We start from the raw sequence: 19,985 nt of genomic DNA, 5'->3' as shown, positions 1-19,985 counted from the left end.
GTCATGACAACACAAGAAATGGATCTTCGCTCTGAAGAAGAAAAAGTACTCGGTTTTAAAGAAAACATCATTTTGACTATCATCTTTTGCGGCATTGCATTAATGAGTAACTGGGCTGGCACTGGTCATAGTTTTTTTGATGCCCTACCCGGTATGCTCATCTTATTTGTAATGATTGTCATAGGCATGGGTTTAAAAGCTGTGATTCCCGGCCCAATTCCAACCGTTGCTTGGGTCTCTTTAGTCAGCGTCGTTTGCACGCTGCCTGGATTCCCAGGTTCTGAAACGATGTTGGCTCAATTAAAAGCACTGAGTTTCCTTTCTCTAGCGACCCCTGTACTTGCCTATGCCGCAATGGCAGTCACACATATGGAAGTGACATTATTTAAGCAATCAGGGATTAAGATTGCTATCGTCTCTTTACTCGTTTTTACTGGCACTTATGTGGGTTCAGCATTCGTCGCTCAGTCGTTTCTTTAATCGTTTTCAGTGAGCTAGCCCTTTTCTGGTCTAGCTCACCACTGCACTCTTGTTCCACTATTCCACTCAAATTTTAATCTCATCCTTCTTCATGTCTGAGCAATAAGTTTCTTGCAGTTACATTTGGTTACGTTTAAGTTATTAATCACTCGCTCTTTGGCTGCTTATTTGAAGGATGGAAACCATGACATTACCCAAGCGCACACTTCTCTCGACCGCTTTACTCTCAACCACGCTATGCAGCGCAGCAATGGCTGTTAATGCAAACGCAGCAGAAGCCAATCCTAATGACTTACTCAACGCAACACTTTGGATGCAAAATTCGGTGGAGTACAAAGCTAATGTGCAAGGTATGTTTCAATTAGCAACCATGCGTGCTGAAGCAGGATTACATGATAAAAATTGGTCCGCATTACCAGCTATGCAACCAGAAGGATTTGGTCAACTTCCACCAGCAATCATTGTCGACTGTGATGAAACCATGCTCGATAACAATGTCTATGAAGCTTATCTGATCAAATCAGGTAAAGGCTACAGCTCTAAAACTTGGTCGCAATATGTTCAAGATAAAGTCACAGGAGCAATGCCAGGCGCAGTCGAGTTTGCAAACTATGCACAGAAGAAAGGCATTACGATTTTTTACGTGACTAACCGTAAAAAAGAAAACGAGCAGGCGACGTTAGAAAACATGAAAGCACTAGGATTCCCAATGACTGGAGCTAAAGATGTTCTGCTTACTAAGGGCGAAAAACCTGATTGGACGTCGAATAAAACCACTCGCGACCAATTCGTAGCGGCTCATTATCGTGTGATTTTAATGTTGGGCGACAATTTGGGTGATTTCACCGATGCATCTGGTACACCAAAAGAACGTTTAGCCACTTATAAAGCAAACCAAGCGCACTGGGGTAAAGATTGGATTATGATGCCAAACCCAGAATATGGCTCATTTGAAAGTGCCGCGTTTGGTGGCAACTGGAGTTTAAGCACTGAGCAGCGTCGAGCAGAAAAAATCAGCGCCTTAAAAGCATGGCAGCCAAAATCATAATCGTGAAGTATTACTAACGTTTATCGGGTTTTAAAATGAAAAGCATTTTTCGATCAATGACGGGCAGCACTCACGGCTTTACCTGCAATGTACAAGGTATGACCGTTTAATGTGACATGGTGTAAATCACCATGGAACTCACTGATATAACTATCAGATGTTAATGTCCAACTACTTGAATCATCGAGAGTTACAGACAGTGACTTCGCCGATTCACCTTGCTGATTAATCGCTCCTGTATAGTGAGACGATGCAGTAATAGCCAATGTTAACTGGGAAATGCCATCAACATATATATTACCTGCCAAGCTTTGGTCGGTAAGATTTACGGCACAAACACCACCGTTTTGGCCTTGGGTTCCCCAGCCATTTTTATGATGATTGCCCGCGACTCTCAGTAATAATGAATTGGAAGCGAGGTTCACCTGCACATTATGCAAATTCACGACACTATCGGTGTTGGTGACATAGAACATATCGCCACTACGAGCAGTTAATTCACCACCATTCATAGTAAATTTGCTAGTGCCGTCTTGCGCATCTCCCGACATGCTTTGATATAACATAATGTTGCGTATAACATCATCTCCATCTTTACCTTGCGGATCACGCATCCGTCCGGTCAGTTTGGTGTTATTTAACGTGACAGAGTTAAACCCTTCAATCACCACAGCTTCAGAGTCATTTGATGTTAATGTCGCATTGTTAACGTGAATATCTGCGGTACTGTAGATCGCTGGAGCGCCCATGCTCCCTTGAGTTGTGTACTGCCCACCGTTAACAAACAATTGACCGCCACCACGATCACTACGAATCGCCGCTTTTACCGTCGTATGAACATCAAGATTATCCGCATAAAGAACGCCACCACCCGCGACTTCTATACCACCAGCATTGCCACCCGATACCTGAACTTGAGTATTACGGATATGGATAATTGTATCACCGTATGCGAAAACACCATTAGCGCCTTCAGCATTCGCGACAATTCGACCACCATTAATATCCAAATTAGCATGGTCTTTAGCCAGAACCGCTGCATTTAAACCATAGAAGCTAGACCCTTCATTACTGGTCGCCCTCCCCTCGTTTTTAACGATTGTGACGCCATTTAATGTCGCACTGGTATTGCCTTGGGCACGGATAGTGTTTTCATCATCACGGGTTGAAATGTACTTTCCACCATCAATGCGTTCACCGTCAGACAGGATATAAGCCGCAGTGCCAAACTCCACTTTAGGCCCTCCAGGACGAAAACCTCCAGGTGGTGGTGGCATACCATTATCTGGACGAGGAGGCATCCCTTCTGGCGGTGGGCCAGGAGCAGGTCCACCCTGAGGACCCATTACTAATGGCCCTACAACTGGGGTTAATACTCTCGCATCAATCATAGGTTGCCCATCTGGTCCAGGTGCACAGCCGGTTAACGAAGCCAACCCACACAATACAAACCATGATTTTTTCATCAATGTGCCTCTATTTGTTCGATATCTTTTCGCGAATTACTCACAGGAGTATCAAGCATTGTCGAAACTTCACTAACAAACAGCAATGATCTTCACATTCATTTACCTGAGCTTACTTTTATCGAAAACAGACATAAGGCAGGTATTGAAAGTCTGTTGACGTTTGGTGGTTGATAGTTATCCGAGATAAAAGCAGCACAAACATCAACAGCCTTTATACACAGCCACTAGTAATTGTGGGCTAATGCTAATTTATTGGCGCGCGCGGTATACCACTTAAATAATCCAGAAAGTACTAAGCCGCCAAGACAAAAGCCAATTCCGATCAGAAACGCACCTTTGTATGAATGGGTTGTTTCAAGTACTCGATGCATTATGGTTGAGCCGGTAAAGCCAGAGACAGCAAATCCAGCAAACAAAATACCAAAATTCACGCTGTTATTTTTGGCACCAAACTGATCGGCCGTTAAGCCTGGGAATACCCCCATAAACGCGCCAAAGCAAATACCAATAATAGAGATACCAAGATAGAAGATAACGGTATCACCAACGTCAGCTAAGTAGAGGCAATACAAACCAAGAATAGTCAGAAAACACCCTATGGCTAGCGTATTCACTCGCCCAATTTTGTCAGAAAGACTACCTGCGGCAATACGGCCAAACACATTAAATAGAGCCAATGTAGAAACAGCACCAGTCGCCGCAACCGTCGACATACCAATCATCTTTTGTGCTAATGGTGCTGCGAGGGAAATACACATCAATCCAGCAATCGCGCCGCACATCAAAAGGCAGAACATCATGTAAAAAGTTGGCGTCATTAGCATTTGTTTCCAATCTTTATCATTAGCCGCAGCCGCTTTTCCCGCTTTATTAGGCGTCCAACCATCGGGAATAAAATCTTCCGGGCATTTATCGATAAAGAACGCACTGCCACACACAATAATCGTAAAAGCAGCACCAATAATCTTAAATGATGCCACCACGCCCATATGAGCCGTAATCGCTGCTGCGATAGGAGGAATAACCACAGAGCTAATGCCAAACAGCGCCGTAGTCAACCCACCGACTAAACCACGTTTATCGGGGAAAAACTTAATCGACGTACTGATCGTTGAGCCATACACCATGCCAAGTCCAAGACCGAGAATGAGGCCATAATCGATCACCAATTGGTTAACGCTAGTGGCAAAGCCCGACAAAAACATTCCCCCACCAAACATCAAGCCACCAATTAAAATCACCAATTTAGGACCAAAAACATCGTTAATTTTTCCGCCAGTAATCATCGTAATAGGACCGACTGAGTTCCCGACAATAAATACCACAGCCAAATCCGCTGGCGTGAGTTTGATGTGATTGATTGCACTTAAATGTTCGGCCATAGGGGCGGCAAACACACTCCAAGCGTACATAGATCCAATACATAAATTAATAAAGCAGGCTGCGATCAGAATCGACCATCGTTTCTTCGAGTAATTCATCGTTCTTTTCCTGAGATGGTTAAAGAATAAGACTAGCGCGGTGACATGGTGCCACCCTTCCCTACATCAACCTTGATGTAAGAATAAACATGTCAATATTGACATGATTGGTTAGTTTTATTTTTGCTGCACATCACATTCGTTGTTGCAACATGCTGACTTTGCTATGATTTGATCGTCAAACCAAAAATAGAGATAACACGATGCGGGTGCTTAAGTACGCGATTCTAGGATTGCTCAACCGTCACGCGATGACTGGCTACGACATTACTAAAGAGTTTAATCATGATTTAGCCGAATTTTGGCATGCCAAGCATAGTCAGATTTATACAGAGTTGAAAAAGCTCTTTGAAGAAGGTCTGGTCACTTACGACATTACGATTTCAGGTGAAGTGCTTGAGAAGAAGCTTTATTCCATTACGGAGCCAGGTAAAGCAGACCTTATCGAATGGCTTAAAGACGATGCCCAAATTGGTAAAACGGCGAAAGATGTTTTTCGGGTTCGTATGTATTTTTGTGACTTTATCGATATGGGTACTCGTATTGAACTACTGACTAGCCAAAGAAATCAGCATCAACAACGTTTAAATGAGCTCAATCAAACCAAGCAGCAATACACTGCTCGACCGGATAAATACTCTCATCGCTTTGGTGATTATATGTTGTTAGAAGGAGCAATCATGCGTGAGCAAGGCTTAATTGATTGGTGCGAACGCTGCATTCAATACTGCCAAGAATAAACGCGCGTTGTAACACATATAAAAATGGGGTCAACACTGTTAACCCCACTGAAAGTAAAATTGCTTTACCAGCAAGAATTAAGACATAAAACGCGCACGGAAGGATTTACCCTTCATTTTACCGTTATTCAATTTAGAGAGGGCGAGCTTAGCTTTTGCACGTTGCACCGCCACATGAGCCCAAATGTCGTGGACCTGGATTTTACCAACATCGGCACCCGCCAGTTCTTTACCTGCAGTTAAAGCGCCAAGAATATCGCCAGGGCGCAATTTCTGCTTTTTACCCCCTTCGATACGAATACACGTCATCGCCGCTTTAGCAGGGAAAACATCACTAGCCACATCAGGTAATGTTGCCATCGATTGCGCACTAAAACGCTCTTCAAGTAAAGAAAGTTTATACTCATCTTTTGGTTCAACTAAACTCAGCGCGACGCCTTCAGCACCTGCGCGACCAGTGCGCCCCATACGGTGAATATGAGTTTCGGTGTCATGTGCCATCTGGTAGTTAATCACTAAATCCAAGGCATCAATGTCTAACCCGCGCGCAGCAACATCGGTAGCAACCAATACGTTAATACATTTAAGCGCAAACAACGCTAACGCTTCATCACGTTCACGTTGATCGAGATCGCCATGCAGTGATTTAGCATCAAAACCAACATCACATAAATAATCCGCGAGTTCTTGAGCTTCTCGCTTGGTATTACAAAACACCACCGCACTTTCTGGCTGTTGCTGAAGCAACAAAGTTTGGGTAGCTTGTTCGCGATCAGCAGTATTTTCAACGGCATAAAAACGCTGTTGAATGTTCACTTTATCTTCGGTGGCTTCCACTTTAATCGTGACAGGTTCATTCATCATACCACGAGCCATCTGAGCAATCGGCTCAGGGAACGTGGCACTAAATAACAAGTTTTGGCGCTGAGTTGGCATGTAGCTAGAAATATCTTCTAAGGCTTGAGTAAAGCCCATTTCCAACATTCGGTCGGCTTCATCTAACACAAATTGCGTAAGATGATCCAAATTCAAACGCCCTTTTTCCAAATGATCTAAAACTCGACCTGGCGTTCCGACAATAATGTGCGCGCCATGTTCAAGAGATCCGATTTGAGGGCCAATGGCCACACCACCACAAAGTGTTAGTATCTTAATGTTGTGAATACCACGCGCAAAACGGCGTAGCTCTTTGGCCACTTGGTCGGCCAATTCTCGAGTAGGACACAGCACTAATGACTGAACTCGAAAGCGCTTTACTTCAAGTTGGTTAAGTAAACCAAGACCAAATGCGGCAGTTTTACCTGAGCCAGTTTTAGCCTGTGCAAGCACGTCTTTGCCTTGCAAAATTTCTGGTAATGCCGCCGCTTGTATTGGCGTCATTGAAGAGAAACCCAGTTCCGAAAGTGTCTGAGTTAATGAAGGCTTAAGTTTAATAGCACTGAATGGTTGATTTGCTTGCAAAGTATTTCCTGTGGCCAATCTTGGCTCGTCAATCACAATGGCGTGATTGTAGCAGTTGTCAGGAAAACTGGGTATGGCTATCTGAGTGAACAAGCCTTTAGAGAAGAGAAAAATGAACACAGCCTATCGTGATTAGATAGGCTGTGCGTAATCCATTATGCCGTGGCGACTTTGGGTGCGTGATAAACCTGATATTCAGACCGCAATCCCATCACTAAACTGACACACATTAACAACAAGACGAACGTGAACGGTAAGCCAGTCACGACTACACCTGATTGCAAGGCTTGCAAGGATTGTTCACCACCAACCCACAACATGGTTGCAGCAATGGCACCTTCTAATGTCGCCCAAAAAACACGTTGTGGTAGCGGTGAATCGACCTTACCACCGGCTGTAATGCTATCAATCACCAACGAACCTGAATCGGAAGACGTAATGAAAAACACCAAAATCAAGAAGATTGAGAGGATTGACAAGACATTTCCCAGTGGCAGCTGATCGTAAATATAGAACAGTGTCAGACTAATATCTGTTAATCCGTTAGTGCCTAATTCTCCAACTTTGTTGACGATTTGATCTAACGCTAAACCACCAAAGACAGCCATCCATAACACAATGACTAAGGTTGGAAGAACCATAACAGCAATTAAAAACTCTCTAACGGTTCGGCCACGTGAAACCCGAGCGATAAAGGTACCAACAAATGGCGACCAAGAAATCCACCATGCCCAATAGAAGACAGTCCAAGCGTGCATCCAGTCTTTATCATCACGCCCAACGGTATTACTCAATGGAATGATATTTTCGATATAACCAGACACGGCCATCTTCAATGAGTCCCACGCGATACTGTGTGTGACAATAACCAGAAAGACAAACAGGGCGAAAGCAAAGTACATATTGATGTTACTCAATAGTTTAACGCCACCGTTAATGCCTCTTGCTACGGAACCAATAGTGATCAGTGTAACAACCGCAATTACTAATAACGACATCCCCAACCCGCCATGAGTACCAAATACATGGTTGATACCACTGGTCGCTTGCTGAGCACCAATACCCAAAGAAGTCACGAGACCAAACAGGGTTGCTAACACGGATAAAATATCAATGATATGTCCGAACCAACCCCACGCTCGATCACCCATTATGGGATAGAAAATCGAACGCATTGAGAGCGGTAAGCCTTTGTTAAAACAGAAGAATGCCAACCCTAATGCCACTAATGCAAAAATAGCCCAACCGTGAATACCCCAGTGAAAAATAGTCGTTGCTAAGGCCAACGGCTCCGTCGCGGGTGAATTGGGTGTCGCATTGAGAGGCATGTAATACCAATTGGTGAAATCTGCCGCGGGCTCGGCAACACTCCAAAATAACACGCCACTACCCATACCTGCGGCAAACAGCATGGAAATCCATGATTTGGTCGAGTGCTCTGGAACAGCATCCTTACCACCCAAGCGAATCTTACCAAAGGGAGAAAAAGTTAAGATCAAAGCAAAAATAAGAAAAAAGTTCGTTGACCACATAAAGAGATCATCGAATTGATTCATGATGCCATTTCGCACTTGGTCGATGGCAGCTTTAGCGGTGGCTGGATTGGTTGAAAGAACAGCAATGAGAAATGCGAGGATAAGACCAGAACTAATGAGAAATACAGGAGTATGAATATCAAACCCCCACTTTTTCGTATTGTCTTGGCCTACGTAATAATCGGTGGTTTCGATACTATATTTTTTTGATGCGTACTGCATGATAATTTTATTTAAAAAGCGCCTTATGAATGCGTCTGTCCGCCCTTGTAGGACAAGGAGTGTGCGGACACATTGACAAAATACTTAGAACTCGAATTGTTTGTTTCGCTAAATACTAACGGCACAAAGCTCACTTTCAATAACTTATTCTCATCATGTGAGAATAATCACAAAATAAAGCAACTTTTTTACAACAAAATTAATTTGAAATCGAAATATTTTATATATACAGCCTCGCTTATACACCTAGTGGAATATAGACATATCTTTAGTGTGGAATTTTGCCGCATCATCGCAACCAGCGTCCGATTTATAGAAGCTGAATCACCGTACAAACACAAACTATTTGATCGATTCTGGAGCAAACTCAAGTTTTTAGCACTGGATGAGCGTTGTTCAAATATTCATGCACGGTATATTTCTTTTCACAACTAAGGCTAGGAAATGCTAATAATGAAAATCACTCACTCGATGCTTGTGCTGTCAGCTCTCGCCCCCTCACTCGCATGGGCAGACGCTCAATCAACCCCACCGGAGGGGCAACCCTTCATAGGACAAATTTCAGATATCGATGTCAATCGCAGTACGATTTCCAGAAAAGGCGGAGGAATGAACCTCGTACGCGTAGAAAAAATTCGCTTTGAAGACCTGACAAGTTGTAACGAAATCTCAGCTAACGTCAACTGGGATTCATTGGGAATGAAAGCTGAAGAATATAAAACGTTCCTGCGTAAAACATGGGCACAAGCAAAAGACGGTGACTACTTCAAATTTACCACCACCGCCTGTGATCAATACCCGTATATGATCACCAAAATCGAACATTGTACGGCACAAATCTGTGGCGCTAAATACACTCACGATGACAGCATCATCTGGTTAAACTCATCACTCGAAAAAGACTACCGCTCCAATGGGTTAGTCGGTATCAAAACTCCCCTCACCTACGATAAACAGAAAAAACTATGGAAAGTCGTCGGTTACTACTCTAAAGGTGGCCGACTCAGTAACAGTAAAGCCATTGAGGGATACACCAATGATAAGGCATTAAATAAACTACGCTTTGTCGGTGAATTTAAGCAATATTTTCGTAATGGCAAATTACAAAAAATGAGCCACTTCGATCTGATGGGCACACAAAATAAAGAGATGAAACTCTACTTTAAAACTGGGCAACTCCATCAAACCGCTTTCTATAAAAATGGGGAAGTCGATGGTCCCGTTGTCACCTACCATGCCAATGGCGTCATTGAAAGTCAGGAACACTACCACAATGGCAAACACGATGATGGCCTATGTAAACACTACGATGAGCACGGTAAACTCTCTCGGATTCATACTTACAAAAATGGTTTCTATGAAGGGGACTACATCGACTATTACCCATCAGGTAAAGAAGAAACACATTCAATTTATAAAGATGGCCACCAGGTCAGTAAGTCGGAATACTATCCAACAGGCACGCTTAAATTTACGTTACGCTTTGATGGTAACAAAGAGATTCAAACGAATTACAACCAAAGAGGCAAACAAATTAAGCGCGACGTAATCATTCATCAGCCTCAGCGAGCTTACCAAGCAGCAAGAGACTATTGGTATGATGATGGCACACATAAAATGAGTGTCACCTACGATGAGAAAGTACGCCGTGATGGCGAAGAAACGTATTGGTATCCAAATGGTAAGCTCAAGAAGAAAACCCATTTTGTGCACGGTGACGAACGCCGGATCCAGAACTGGAATAAAAACGGTCAACTGGTTGAAGAGCAATCTTACTTCAAAGGTAAAAAAGATGGCCGCCATCGTAAATGGGATCCTGCAACGGGCCAACTTATCTTTGAATCTCGCTATGAAAAAGGCAAACCAACGGCACCACGTAAGTACTTTGATCCAAAAACAGCGGATTTAATTAAAATCGAATACTTAAATGAGCGTGGCTACGCACTCAATACATTCGTAGATGGCCATGCTCCTGTGATCGAATATAAAAATAATAAAGTCGTGTTAGAACAATGTGGCTCATATGCCGTTACCGATAAACAGAAAAAAGCCGCCAACAACAATGATGCGAATGCACAATATGCGCTTGGCGAGTTTTATGATCACTGCAATGCTATTGATGACATGTTAACTTGGTATCAAAAATCGGCAGATAATCACAATGATGAAGCGTTAGATGCACTGATCCGCGCTTACGGTGGTTATGCGACTCGTTATAAACCCATCATTGATTATAAAAAGGCTTGGACATTAAAAGAACAGGCAGCGAAACGTGGCATGCCTGACTACCTTGTCGAAGTTGGGTTTGATTATTTACCTAAAGATTTTGCTGAATCCATCTTCCGTGATTGGGAGCAAGAGGGCTATGTTAAACCCGATCCAGCCAAAGCACTGCAGATGCTGAGTAAAGCAGCCAATCTTGGCAATGAGCGCGCGCTGATTCTGACAGGGTTGATGTATCAATATGGTATTGGCGTTGAAGCGTCCAAACCAGAGGCGAAAAAATATTTCGTCATGCTAGATAAAAAATTACCTAAACTCGCTCAAAGGCTCATTAGTGGGTTAGAATAATTCGATATTGATATTAAGTACCTAAAAGGCAAGTACAAGCTTGCCTTTTTTATTTCAACAAAAACAAACACTAATTAAGCTTAATATTAATTAGTAAAATACATTTAATATCTCCTATCTCACTGAAATAATTCTGTTTCATTCTTCAGTTAATATTTTTGTGATCATATTCATTGTATAGATAAAAACGCTATCCATAACACGAAAAGTAACGTTATATATACGCATACATTCTATAAAAATAATCACTAAAATCGTCAAATAACAACGCTTATTAAAATTAACGGTACACCAACATTTCAAGAAGCACTTATTACCTACTATTGCAACTTGTTATTTAGGTATACCTAAAGTAAAGCTCTATCAAAAGGAAGACCAATGAATTGGCGCCAACTGTCTATTCGCAGCCGCATGTTTGTTGTAACAGGGTTATTGTTAATTATCTTCAGCTCAATATTTACTGTTAAACAAACAACAACGACGATCTCCCACGAACTCGACCAGCTTCGAGATGAGACACTCCCCACTTATTTACATGATCTATCGGCGCAAATAAGTGCTGAAATAAATCCATATATTACGGCTTCAGAGATGATGGCGAACAGCCCGTTTATCGAACGCTGGGTCGATGAAAAATTATCCGCTGACGACGAACAAACGGTGCAAAAAACCCTTCGCTCGATAAAAGAGAAAGTAGGAAGTGACAACACATTTTTGGCATTAGATGGCTCGAATGGCACTCAGTATATTCAATATGCCGATCAATACACTCGGATCCCCTTAGCAAAATATCCATTTAAAGATTTCTACAGTAATTTCTTAGCGACTAATAAAGAATATGAATTAAACATGGAACATTTTAAAACAGGATTTGTTCTATTTATTAATTACCGTAGCCAAAAAATCAACCCCAATACCAATAAACCTTATGTCGTTGCTGGATTGGGATTAAAAGTCGACCGCTTAATTAATATGGTCACTAAGCTTAAGATTGGCGAACATGGTCGAGGAATGATCGTTACGGAAAACGGAGAAATTCAAGCCAAACCTGATGAGCAGATACTCTCCGCTTTTAACAGTAACAACATCCAATCTTTACTTGGTAATAAGAATGCGGTGAATATCATCACCAAAGAAATTGACGGAAAAAGTTATTATTTAGGCTTTTTATGGGTTCCGACCCTTGGTCGTTATTTAGTGGTTGAAGTGCCTTATCAACAAATTACCGGCCCCGTCTATCAGCAGCTCGTGAGTATCATCTTATTTGTTGTTGTATTTGTTATTTTATCTCTGATAGCTCTGCATTTTGCTGTAGGCTCATTAACTAAGCCGCTGCAATCCATACTAGAAGAAGTCCATCAAACGGCTGAAGATCTTGACCTTAATCGGACTATTCCAACGAAAGATAAAGCAGAAATTGGACGGCTTGCCGATGCAATTAATTCATTATTGAATACATTAAAAAGCTCCATTCAAACGGTTAATCATGCAGTCAATGCCACCGACTCTTCAGTTACCTTACTCAATCAGCAATCGCGAGAACTGTTCCAAGCCGCGGCCGCTGAAGAACAGTCGGTAAAACATATATTCACTGCCACACAAGATATTACCCAGCAAAGTTTGCAAATGACGCAATTGGCTGATCAAGCTGGAAACTTATCTGAGCAAGGCAAGCATGATTTACAACGTGCGGACAGCGAAATTCAACACAGCTTGGCGTACCTTCGTGATCTCGGCAGTGAAATGCAAAGCAGTAAACAGCGCCTTGATGAACTGAATGGGCATATTGAACAAATACTATCGGTATTAAGTGTTATCACGTCGATTTCTGACCAAACCAATTTACTTGCCCTTAACGCCGCCATTGAAGCCGCTCGAGCGGGAGAACATGGCAGAGGATTTGCGGTGGTAGCCGATGAAGTACGCATGTTGTCACAACGCACGCATGATTCTACTGGTGAAATCCAGACTATTATTAGTCAATTACGCAGCTCTGCGAAAGAGGTAACACATTGCATTGATACCGCCTGTGAAACGAGTGAAACAACGCTTGAAAGCCAAAACACGGTAGTCACAACTGTTGAACAACTGAATCAGTTTATGGGGCAACTCTTTAGCTTGAACCAACAAGTCGCTCAACAAGCAGAGCTACAAAATGTTGCGGTTTCTGAAATAAATCAGCAGCTAGTGGAGTTAGGTGCACAAAGCGATCAAACATCTCGCCTCTTTGATCTAAGTAAACAAGCCACTCATTCCATTAGTACGGAAATGGAAAACCTTAAACAGCAAGTGACACTGTTTAAAGGGGTATAACGTTTACCATCAGTTGGTCACAAACGAGGTCTCGATTAATCGTTAAGATGATAAAAAAGGTGCTGAACAGTCTCAGCACCTTTTTGTATTTATATCAAAGCAACATTAGAATCTAAAACGGTTAATGGCGGTATGTAATCGGCCCGATAATAATCCCAGTTGCTCTGACGAATCTTGAATCTGCTGCATTGATTCAGTAGTTTGCTGACTCAAGGTATTGATTTGTTGAACACTACCCGATGCAGACTGTGCCGCCTCATTTTGATGGGTCGCAGATTGTGCAATTTGTTCATTAATCCCTCGAATAGCGGCAATACTATGATTAATATCACCAAAAGCACCAGACACTAAGTCGGACTTTTCAACACTTGTCTGAACGTGCTTTCTACCTTCGGTCATTGTTTTGAGCGCCGTTTGCGCATCTTGGTTAAACACCTCTAATATTTCACCGATTTCCGTGGCTGAAGACTGTGTTCGCCCTGCCAAAGAGCGCACTTCGTCGGCAACGACCGCAAATCCCCGACCATGCTCGCCTGCACGAGCGGCTTCGATGGCAGCATTGAGCGCCAATAAATTAGTCTGTTCTGTGATTTCACTAATAACACTGAGTACTGACATCACGTGACGGCTGGTCTCAGTGAGTTTCTCCATTGATGTCACACCACTCTCTATGCTACTGGCCAATTTAGATATGGCTTGCGCAGAATCATGCACCGTTTTTTGGCCGTTTTCTGCACTTGTGTAGGCTTCATTCGTTGCATCGAGAGCTTGCGAAGCTAGGCCAGAAGCCTGAGCGAAACTTTGACTAAGTTGCTCAACTGCTGAGGAAACTTGGATAGTCTCCTTCTCCTGAATCGTCATATTACTTCGGCTTTGATGCGCAACACTCACCGTGCCTTTTACCGCCTGACTTAACTCTTGCTCTACATCTGCGACAGAAGAAACCGTGCTTTGTAGCTGGCCAATAAAACGGTTAAACGTCTCAGATAAATCCACCGCCTCTTTAATTCCTGTTACCTCAATGCGGCGAGTTAAGTCCCCCTCCCCATCAGCGATGTCCTCTAATCCTTTCGATATCATCGCGATTGGACGAGTAATATAACGGGTAATTAAGGTCGATGAGACGATCAGAGCCACCAAAATAACAAGCGATACAGTAATACTGCTGCTCATCAATTTTGAAATGCTGGTATCAGCTTCAGCTGTAACCATGAGACTTTGCTTTTGGCTAGCATCGATTTCTTTACTCACTTCAATACGAACTTTTTCAGCAAAAGTCGCCAGTTCACTGCTCTGTGAAGTTAATTGCTCTTGTAATTCAATATATTGTTTTCGCACAGCTAATACTGAATTTGCCCCGCTAAACAATAAATCTTTAAGCTTATCTTTTTCACCACTCATTTCGTCAATCAGCGGCTTTAAACCTTTATCTTTATTTAACAGCTCACTGAGTTGGAGTGTCTTGTCGTTAATCAAAGCAATAATTGGAGCTGCGCTATTTTTTTCCAAACTGATCAAGCGTGACTGATCTGTTGCGTTTTGGATCGCAAAACTGATTGTTTCTAACCGCGTAATAGCCTGACTTAAGTCGGTGGCTGCAGAAATAACCTTATCGCTGTCTCCTTCTAAAACATCCATCACCTTTTTCGATCCATTTTGCCAATCAGAGATGGAGGAGTTTTCATTTAATTTACGAAATGTCCGTTCGACTCTTCGTGTTAATCGCTTTTGTTGTAATGACGTTTTCCCTAACAGTGCTCCAGCATCCTTGCGAATTTCATCCACAAGAGTCGATGTTTGCTCGGATAACTGCTCGATCTGTTGCTGATTGTTCAACACCGCTAGTTTTGTGTTGTATAACTTTTGGCTAGCAGAGAAAAACTGTTCGATAAGCGTATTTAGCTCAGTGTTCTGGGCACGAGGAATCGTGACATTGTAATTATCCATACCACCAAGCTCTTCTTTTGAATTAGCTGAAGAGATCTTTAAGGTGTTAGCCAAGAGCGTCGACGCCGCTTGGCTAACGTTATTCACCTGCTCAGACTGCTTAACGTTACTACTCATTACCCCGCTTAAAGTATTGGCAACATCTCCAAGCCAATACATCATTCCAGATACCACAAGTACCGATACAATTGCTCCAGCGGATAATGTAACAAGTAGCTGGCGAACAGAAAGTCTAAGCATAAAATTACCTCAAGAGGTCAAGAATTAACGCAACGTTGCCCAATCCAAAGGTTCATATTTGCCACCGCGGATGATGGTTGGCCAAACTTTGTGACTTGCTTGATGCTGAGAGGCACTGAAACTGATAGGTACATTGATACCAATGTCCAAATTTTTCAGTTTTTCCAACCCATCAATCACACCTTCTCTGGTCATTGATGGTGCATCGTTTAAACCAGCGACAAAAATTTTCGCTAGCAGATACCCTTCAAGTGACACAAAATCAGGAGAAGAATTCGGTTTGTATTTCGCCAGTGCTTTACGATATTCAGCGACCCCCGGAAGATCGGAATCAAAGTGAGGAACAACTTGGGTCACAATCACGCCTTCAGCATCATCACCCAGAGCCTTCATCAAAGGGATACTGCCAACGAAAGAGACGTTAAGGAAAATCATGTCATCAAAATCCTGCTTAGCCTGACGAATAAATTCCGCACAAGGCGCATAGGCTCCAACCATGATGATCGCTTTCGGTTCAACTTCGGCATCCAAAATGGTCCCTAACGCTTGTTCAACGTTGGTGGTATTGCGGGTATAACGACCATGCGCTAGTTTGTCGACATCATTAAATCCTTCGGCTTTTAACGCTTTTACTGCACCGTTATAGCCTGCGTCGCCATAACCATCATTTTGCGTAAAAAAGGCGATTTCTTCTGGTTTAATACCATTGGCAAGTAAGTTCTTCACCATAGCGGCTGTCTCTTCAGCGTAGCTAGCTCGGTAGTTAATAACGTATCGGTCTGGTGGTGTTTGACGTAATACCCCTGCCCCGGTATAAGCACCAAACAGCAGCGTTTTGTCTTTGTTAGCAATCGGCACGGTCACAATCGCTGTTGGTGTGCCCACATTACCCAGCACGGCTAATACATTATCTTTTTTTATCAAGGTTTCCATATTAGGCGCGGCTTTAGCAGGCTCATAGCCATCATCTAACGGAACAAACGTAATCTTATTCCCTTTTACACCACCTTGGGCATTCACTTCATCAAAGTAGGTTTCAATGCCGTCTTTCACTGCGATACCCAAGGCTGAAGCTGGACCCGTTAGCGCAGCAGACATCCCAACTTTAATTTCTGCGGCAAGTACCTGAGCTGAAGTACCGAGTACGACAGAGGCAATAAGCCCTGAAATTACGTGTTTTACACGAACCATATAGAAATTCCTTTGTCGATTAGATAGTTGTGGAAATGACAGCGATAATTATAGGAAGTGAAATAGCAGTAAGAGTAAGTATTAAGAAGTTACAACTTATCTTTTATCATTTATTTGAATAAACACACGAATGAATGTAACAAATATGTAAACACAAATTATTGTTATAATAAACTCAATACAAAACAGATTGTTAACAACATAAATATCATAAAACTTCACTTAACTGGTAAGTAAGCATCAGGTTGGACTTTATCAAGCAAAGTCATTATTTAGAACATAGACAAACCGCCCCCGTTATTGGGGGCAGCTTAATTTGATGTTAACTGGCAAACTAAGAGAAATCCTGTTCAGTAACAAATGCATATTCAAGTATCACTTGTCGGCCCGAACGTTCTGCTGTTTTTAAAGAAGGGAGATTTTCTGCTGCAATAGTACCGAGCAGCAAGGATTGCGGGTCATTGTCTGTAATTTGCTTGAGCAGTAACTTTTGTACTTCAGCGGCTAAATAATGTCCTCTATAACGAGGCACCACCACTTCCTCTTCTATCCACCAGCCAGGCAAAAATAACGTCGTTCCGGGCACACAACAGATTAACCCGGCTTTTGCACCGTTTGACATGATGATCCAGACATATCCGTGACTAATATAATCGGATAACACCTCTTCATCCGTTCGTTGTAGCGTTCCTCTTAAACGGGGAATATCGCGTAAAGCTTGGCTATGAGATTCTGATACCGCCCATAAACACCAAGTTAAATCGCTAGCGCTGGCTTGAACTAAAGAGGCTACGGCGTCTTCGTTCCCTTCATTCATGACTTGATCAATACCGGCTGCATAAAACCATCGTTGAATTTCACCAACCCCTTGAGGGTCGGGTTGGCGCAATATTCGCAATTTTTTCGCTTTTAGCGGCGCCCAATAACGTAATATTTCATTCACTGCATTTTGCGTGAGAGGACCATTACTCGCAACAATATCAACATACGGTTGAGTAATATCATCATCTTTAAATCGCGGCCCGGTGAGATAGCTAATTCCATCAATATCCATGATAACTTGATGAAAAAATGATTTAGGCAATTCTAATTGGTGATAGGGAAAGCGAGAAGCGAACTCAGGATCAGAGCAATAACTGACTTGCTGATTAATATAAGATTGCAAGTTTTCTTGTAAAACGGTAGTTGGCCATGGTAGGTCGGAAAACTGTTTAAGCATATAGTCGAGCATATTCATGTCTCTATTCAAGTGCCAAAAACGTTAAGCCATTGATTTTTATCTATGGTATTAAGCCTTTATACAACAAAACTCAAGCAAAGTCAGTGCCGAAAGTATCGACCTTTATCAATGTGTCTTGAATGAGAACATCCTAGATAAAAACAGCTTGTGATTTGTCTGCGCAAAAAAACAGCAGAATGATTGCTCACTCTGCTGTTACTGTATTTAGGCATCGAACCTAGTGAGAATCCCCTGCCTACGATCTTATTTTGTTGGTGTTGAATCAAACGAAGTAAGTGCCATTGGGCAACTTCCTTGCCCACGATGGCTATGCCCTTTCATTCCCATTTGTGAGCCATTCATTGCCATGCCACCGTTTGAGCGCATTTGTTGTATCCACTGTTGGCGCAATTCGGGGTTATTTTGCATATTTTGGTGCCATTGTGCCATGGCTTGCGGGTTCTGTTTTAATGACTGCATGGTTTGATAATTGGGATTGTTACTGCTCATCATCGAATAACCATTTCCCATATTCCCCCAATGCGCATACGCTCCAACAGATAATGTTAAAGCACCAATAATTAACGCCACTTTAGTTAATGTTTTCATGTTCATTCTCCTGCTCGGTAACTGTGGTTATTACAGCACTCCGAAGAGAATAATGTGTGTCGTAAATCCCTTATTTTCTGACAAAATATGACAACACTGTACTTTGACAAACTTTGTCACAAAGTGACCGTTTTAGCGCTGCTTCAATGGATGGCGCTAAGAGGCTTTACTTAGCCGCCAACCACGAATCCTACAAATCTCAAGCACAATATTTGACAAGACTGTTGTAGTTATCTTTGCCAATTTTCCATAAATCATCTTCCCAGTGAGTTGGGCTCAATTGTTCAGGGCTCCAAACACCATCATATCCAGTGGCTTTAACGGCCTTGATCCATGCAGGTACATCGACTTCCCCCTCTCCCGGTTGATAATCTCGCTGCACCCACTCATCCCATTTTTCATTTTGTTTCACTACTCTGCCATCGCAAAAATGAACACCATAAATTAGGTTTACGTCCATATTCGCAACTTCATCTGGAGTCGTCGCGCCCCCAGAGTGTAAGTGCCAAAAATCGATGACAAGACCAACATTGTCACGATCAACCCGGCGAATGATCTCTAACCCTTGGCTTAAGCTATTAAACTTAGTGAAAGCAACGACTTCAATTTGAAATTTAACCCCGTATTTTTTTCCAATATCGGCTATATCGCGAATATTTCTGACCAAAATGGAGGTGCGCTCACCTTCAGTTAAATCATCAAGTTCGTTAAGAGCCATTATTTGCACAACTGGACATTTTAACCGCTTAGCGGCTTGGCAGATTCGTTCTGCTTCGCGTAGCATTTGATCACGTTCACCATTTTTATATCGACCAATACGCTTCAACGCATTAATACAACTGATCTCAATATTATATTCATCCATTAATTGAATGAATTTATCAAAAGTTCCACCATTATCTAAATACCTAAATAAATGTTCCGGCAGAATTTCTAGTGCATCAAAACCACAATCTCTAGCAATTCGTAATTGAGTAGCTGCATTGCTATACCAAACTGACACCCCATGAAGCGCTTTTTTCATAATAAATCCTCGATATATTTAAATTAGACAAACGGCTATTTAAATACACTTACCTATTAATTACATTGATTGAAATATTTAGATCAAAAATATACATAATGAAAAATAATCACCATTAAGACAGTCACATTATAAGCACAACAACCAAAAAATGCTTCTTATCTAACCGCTCATTAAATTGTTTTCGTTTTGTTACTCAGATCACTACACCTTCAAATTTCAAACAAAATTACTATTAAGTTATTAATTTTCAGTACTATATAAAAACAAAATTATATTTAATATGTTGAATAAATGTTTTGTTTTATTTCGAACATCGAAGTAAAACAACTTAGATCTTCATCAAAGAAATAGAACCAATATTCCTCTTTATTTATAAACGAACATTTTATTCCACAACAAAAGGAAAAGATAAATATTCATCTATTAACTAAG

At 42.0% G+C, this 19,985-nt stretch carries 14 protein-coding genes; 5 read left to right on the top strand and 9 right to left on the bottom strand.

The features are described from left to right. Window positions 1-3 precede the first annotated feature (3 nt). Window positions 4-480 carry a hypothetical protein gene (locus F9817_RS14515; RefSeq protein WP_230389342.1) on the top strand — a complete coding sequence of 159 codons (477 nt, stop codon included), beginning with the start codon at window positions 4-6 and terminating at the stop codon, window positions 478-480. Window positions 481-664: 184 nt separating this feature from the next. Then, window positions 665-1,528: a 5'-nucleotidase, lipoprotein e(P4) family gene (locus tag F9817_RS14510; RefSeq protein WP_161156781.1), complete on the top strand. Its 864-nt coding sequence runs from the start codon at window positions 665-667 to the stop codon at window positions 1,526-1,528. A 53-nt stretch (window positions 1,529-1,581) separates the two neighbouring features. Here F9817_RS14510 and F9817_RS14505 read toward each other — a convergent pair whose 3' ends face one another. Then, window positions 1,582-2,994 carry a hypothetical protein gene (locus F9817_RS14505; protein WP_161156779.1) on the bottom strand — a complete coding sequence of 471 codons (1,413 nt, stop codon included), beginning with the start codon at window positions 2,992-2,994 and terminating at the stop codon, window positions 1,582-1,584. Between the two features lie 227 nt (window positions 2,995-3,221). After that, window positions 3,222-4,478 (bottom strand): L-lactate MFS transporter, encoded by a 1,257-nt coding sequence (locus F9817_RS14500; protein ID WP_237476260.1) that lies wholly within the window; start codon window positions 4,476-4,478, stop codon window positions 3,222-3,224. A 203-nt stretch (window positions 4,479-4,681) separates the two neighbouring features. On the opposite strand from F9817_RS14500, the gene F9817_RS14495 reads away from it, so the two are divergent. Then, window positions 4,682-5,218: a PadR family transcriptional regulator gene (locus F9817_RS14495; RefSeq protein WP_161156777.1), complete on the top strand. Its 537-nt coding sequence runs from the start codon at window positions 4,682-4,684 to the stop codon at window positions 5,216-5,218. A 78-nt stretch (window positions 5,219-5,296) separates the two neighbouring features. Here F9817_RS14495 and dbpA read toward each other — a convergent pair whose 3' ends face one another. Beyond that, on the bottom strand, window positions 5,297-6,679 hold the full coding sequence (gene dbpA, locus F9817_RS14490) for an ATP-dependent RNA helicase DbpA (protein ID WP_202436472.1): 1,383 nt from the start codon (window positions 6,677-6,679) through the stop codon (window positions 5,297-5,299). A 155-nt stretch (window positions 6,680-6,834) separates the two neighbouring features. Further along, window positions 6,835-8,436 (bottom strand): BCCT family transporter, encoded by a 1,602-nt coding sequence (locus F9817_RS14485; RefSeq protein WP_161156773.1) that lies wholly within the window; start codon window positions 8,434-8,436, stop codon window positions 6,835-6,837. Between the two features lie 453 nt (window positions 8,437-8,889). On the opposite strand from F9817_RS14485, the gene F9817_RS14480 reads away from it, so the two are divergent. Together F9817_RS14480 and F9817_RS14475 are read left to right on the top strand one after the other, a co-directional pair. Then, a complete protein-coding gene (locus F9817_RS14480; RefSeq protein ID WP_161156771.1) occupies window positions 8,890-11,007 on the top strand; it encodes a hypothetical protein in 2,118 nt (705 codons plus the stop codon). Between the two features lie 378 nt (window positions 11,008-11,385). Next, window positions 11,386-13,320 carry a methyl-accepting chemotaxis protein gene (locus F9817_RS14475; protein ID WP_161156769.1) on the top strand — a complete coding sequence of 645 codons (1,935 nt, stop codon included), beginning with the start codon at window positions 11,386-11,388 and terminating at the stop codon, window positions 13,318-13,320. Window positions 13,321-13,425: 105 nt separating this feature from the next. Here F9817_RS14475 and F9817_RS14470 read toward each other — a convergent pair whose 3' ends face one another. The 5 genes from F9817_RS14470 to F9817_RS14450 form a co-directional block, all read right to left on the bottom strand. Beyond that, entirely contained in the window at window positions 13,426-15,507 is a 2,082-nt protein-coding gene (locus tag F9817_RS14470; protein WP_161156767.1) for a methyl-accepting chemotaxis protein, read from the bottom strand. Window positions 15,508-15,531: 24 nt separating this feature from the next. Further along, window positions 15,532-16,698 (bottom strand): ABC transporter substrate-binding protein, encoded by a 1,167-nt coding sequence (locus tag F9817_RS14465; RefSeq protein ID WP_202436471.1) that lies wholly within the window; start codon window positions 16,696-16,698, stop codon window positions 15,532-15,534. Between the two features lie 334 nt (window positions 16,699-17,032). Further along, a complete protein-coding gene (locus F9817_RS14460; protein ID WP_161156765.1) occupies window positions 17,033-17,929 on the bottom strand; it encodes a hypothetical protein in 897 nt (298 codons plus the stop codon). Window positions 17,930-18,181: 252 nt separating this feature from the next. Continuing rightward, complete coding sequence (locus F9817_RS14455) at window positions 18,182-18,526, bottom strand: hypothetical protein (RefSeq protein ID WP_161156760.1); 345 nt, start codon at window positions 18,524-18,526, stop codon at window positions 18,182-18,184. Window positions 18,527-18,725: 199 nt separating this feature from the next. After that, entirely contained in the window at window positions 18,726-19,550 is an 825-nt protein-coding gene (locus F9817_RS14450; RefSeq protein ID WP_161156758.1) for a sugar phosphate isomerase/epimerase family protein, read from the bottom strand. Window positions 19,551-19,985: the final 435 nt, after the last annotated feature.

It is taken from the genome of Vibrio eleionomae (assembly GCF_009874545.1).
In the GTDB taxonomy this organism is placed as follows: Bacteria; Pseudomonadota; Gammaproteobacteria; order Enterobacterales; family Vibrionaceae; genus Vibrio; species Vibrio nitrifigilis.
This window is presented reverse-complemented; position numbering and strand designations above follow the sequence as displayed.

Excerpts from the sequence above, each read along its gene's own strand:
- F9817_RS14495 (WP_161156777.1), top strand. The coding sequence starts at position 4,682 with ATGCGGGTGCTTAAGTACGCGATTCTAGGATTGCTCAACCGTCACGCG.
- F9817_RS14500 (WP_237476260.1), bottom strand. The coding sequence starts at position 4,478 with ATGAATTACTCGAAGAAACGATGGTCGATTCTGATCGCAGCCTGCTTT.
- F9817_RS14460 (WP_161156765.1), bottom strand. The coding sequence starts at position 17,929 with ATGCTCGACTATATGCTTAAACAGTTTTCCGACCTACCATGGCCAACT.
- F9817_RS14485 (WP_161156773.1), bottom strand. The coding sequence starts at position 8,436 with ATGCAGTACGCATCAAAAAAATATAGTATCGAAACCACCGATTATTAC.
- F9817_RS14480 (WP_161156771.1), top strand. The coding sequence starts at position 8,890 with ATGAAAATCACTCACTCGATGCTTGTGCTGTCAGCTCTCGCCCCCTCA.
- F9817_RS14455 (WP_161156760.1), bottom strand. The coding sequence starts at position 18,526 with ATGAAAACATTAACTAAAGTGGCGTTAATTATTGGTGCTTTAACATTA.
- F9817_RS14475 (WP_161156769.1), top strand. The coding sequence starts at position 11,386 with ATGAATTGGCGCCAACTGTCTATTCGCAGCCGCATGTTTGTTGTAACA.
- F9817_RS14450 (WP_161156758.1), bottom strand. The coding sequence starts at position 19,550 with ATGAAAAAAGCGCTTCATGGGGTGTCAGTTTGGTATAGCAATGCAGCT.
- F9817_RS14465 (WP_202436471.1), bottom strand. The coding sequence starts at position 16,698 with ATGGTTCGTGTAAAACACGTAATTTCAGGGCTTATTGCCTCTGTCGTA.
- F9817_RS14505 (WP_161156779.1), bottom strand. The coding sequence starts at position 2,994 with ATGAAAAAATCATGGTTTGTATTGTGTGGGTTGGCTTCGTTAACCGGC.
- F9817_RS14470 (WP_161156767.1), bottom strand. The coding sequence starts at position 15,507 with ATGCTTAGACTTTCTGTTCGCCAGCTACTTGTTACATTATCCGCTGGA.
- F9817_RS14510 (WP_161156781.1), top strand. The coding sequence starts at position 665 with ATGACATTACCCAAGCGCACACTTCTCTCGACCGCTTTACTCTCAACC.
- F9817_RS14515 (WP_230389342.1), top strand. The coding sequence starts at position 4 with ATGACAACACAAGAAATGGATCTTCGCTCTGAAGAAGAAAAAGTACTC.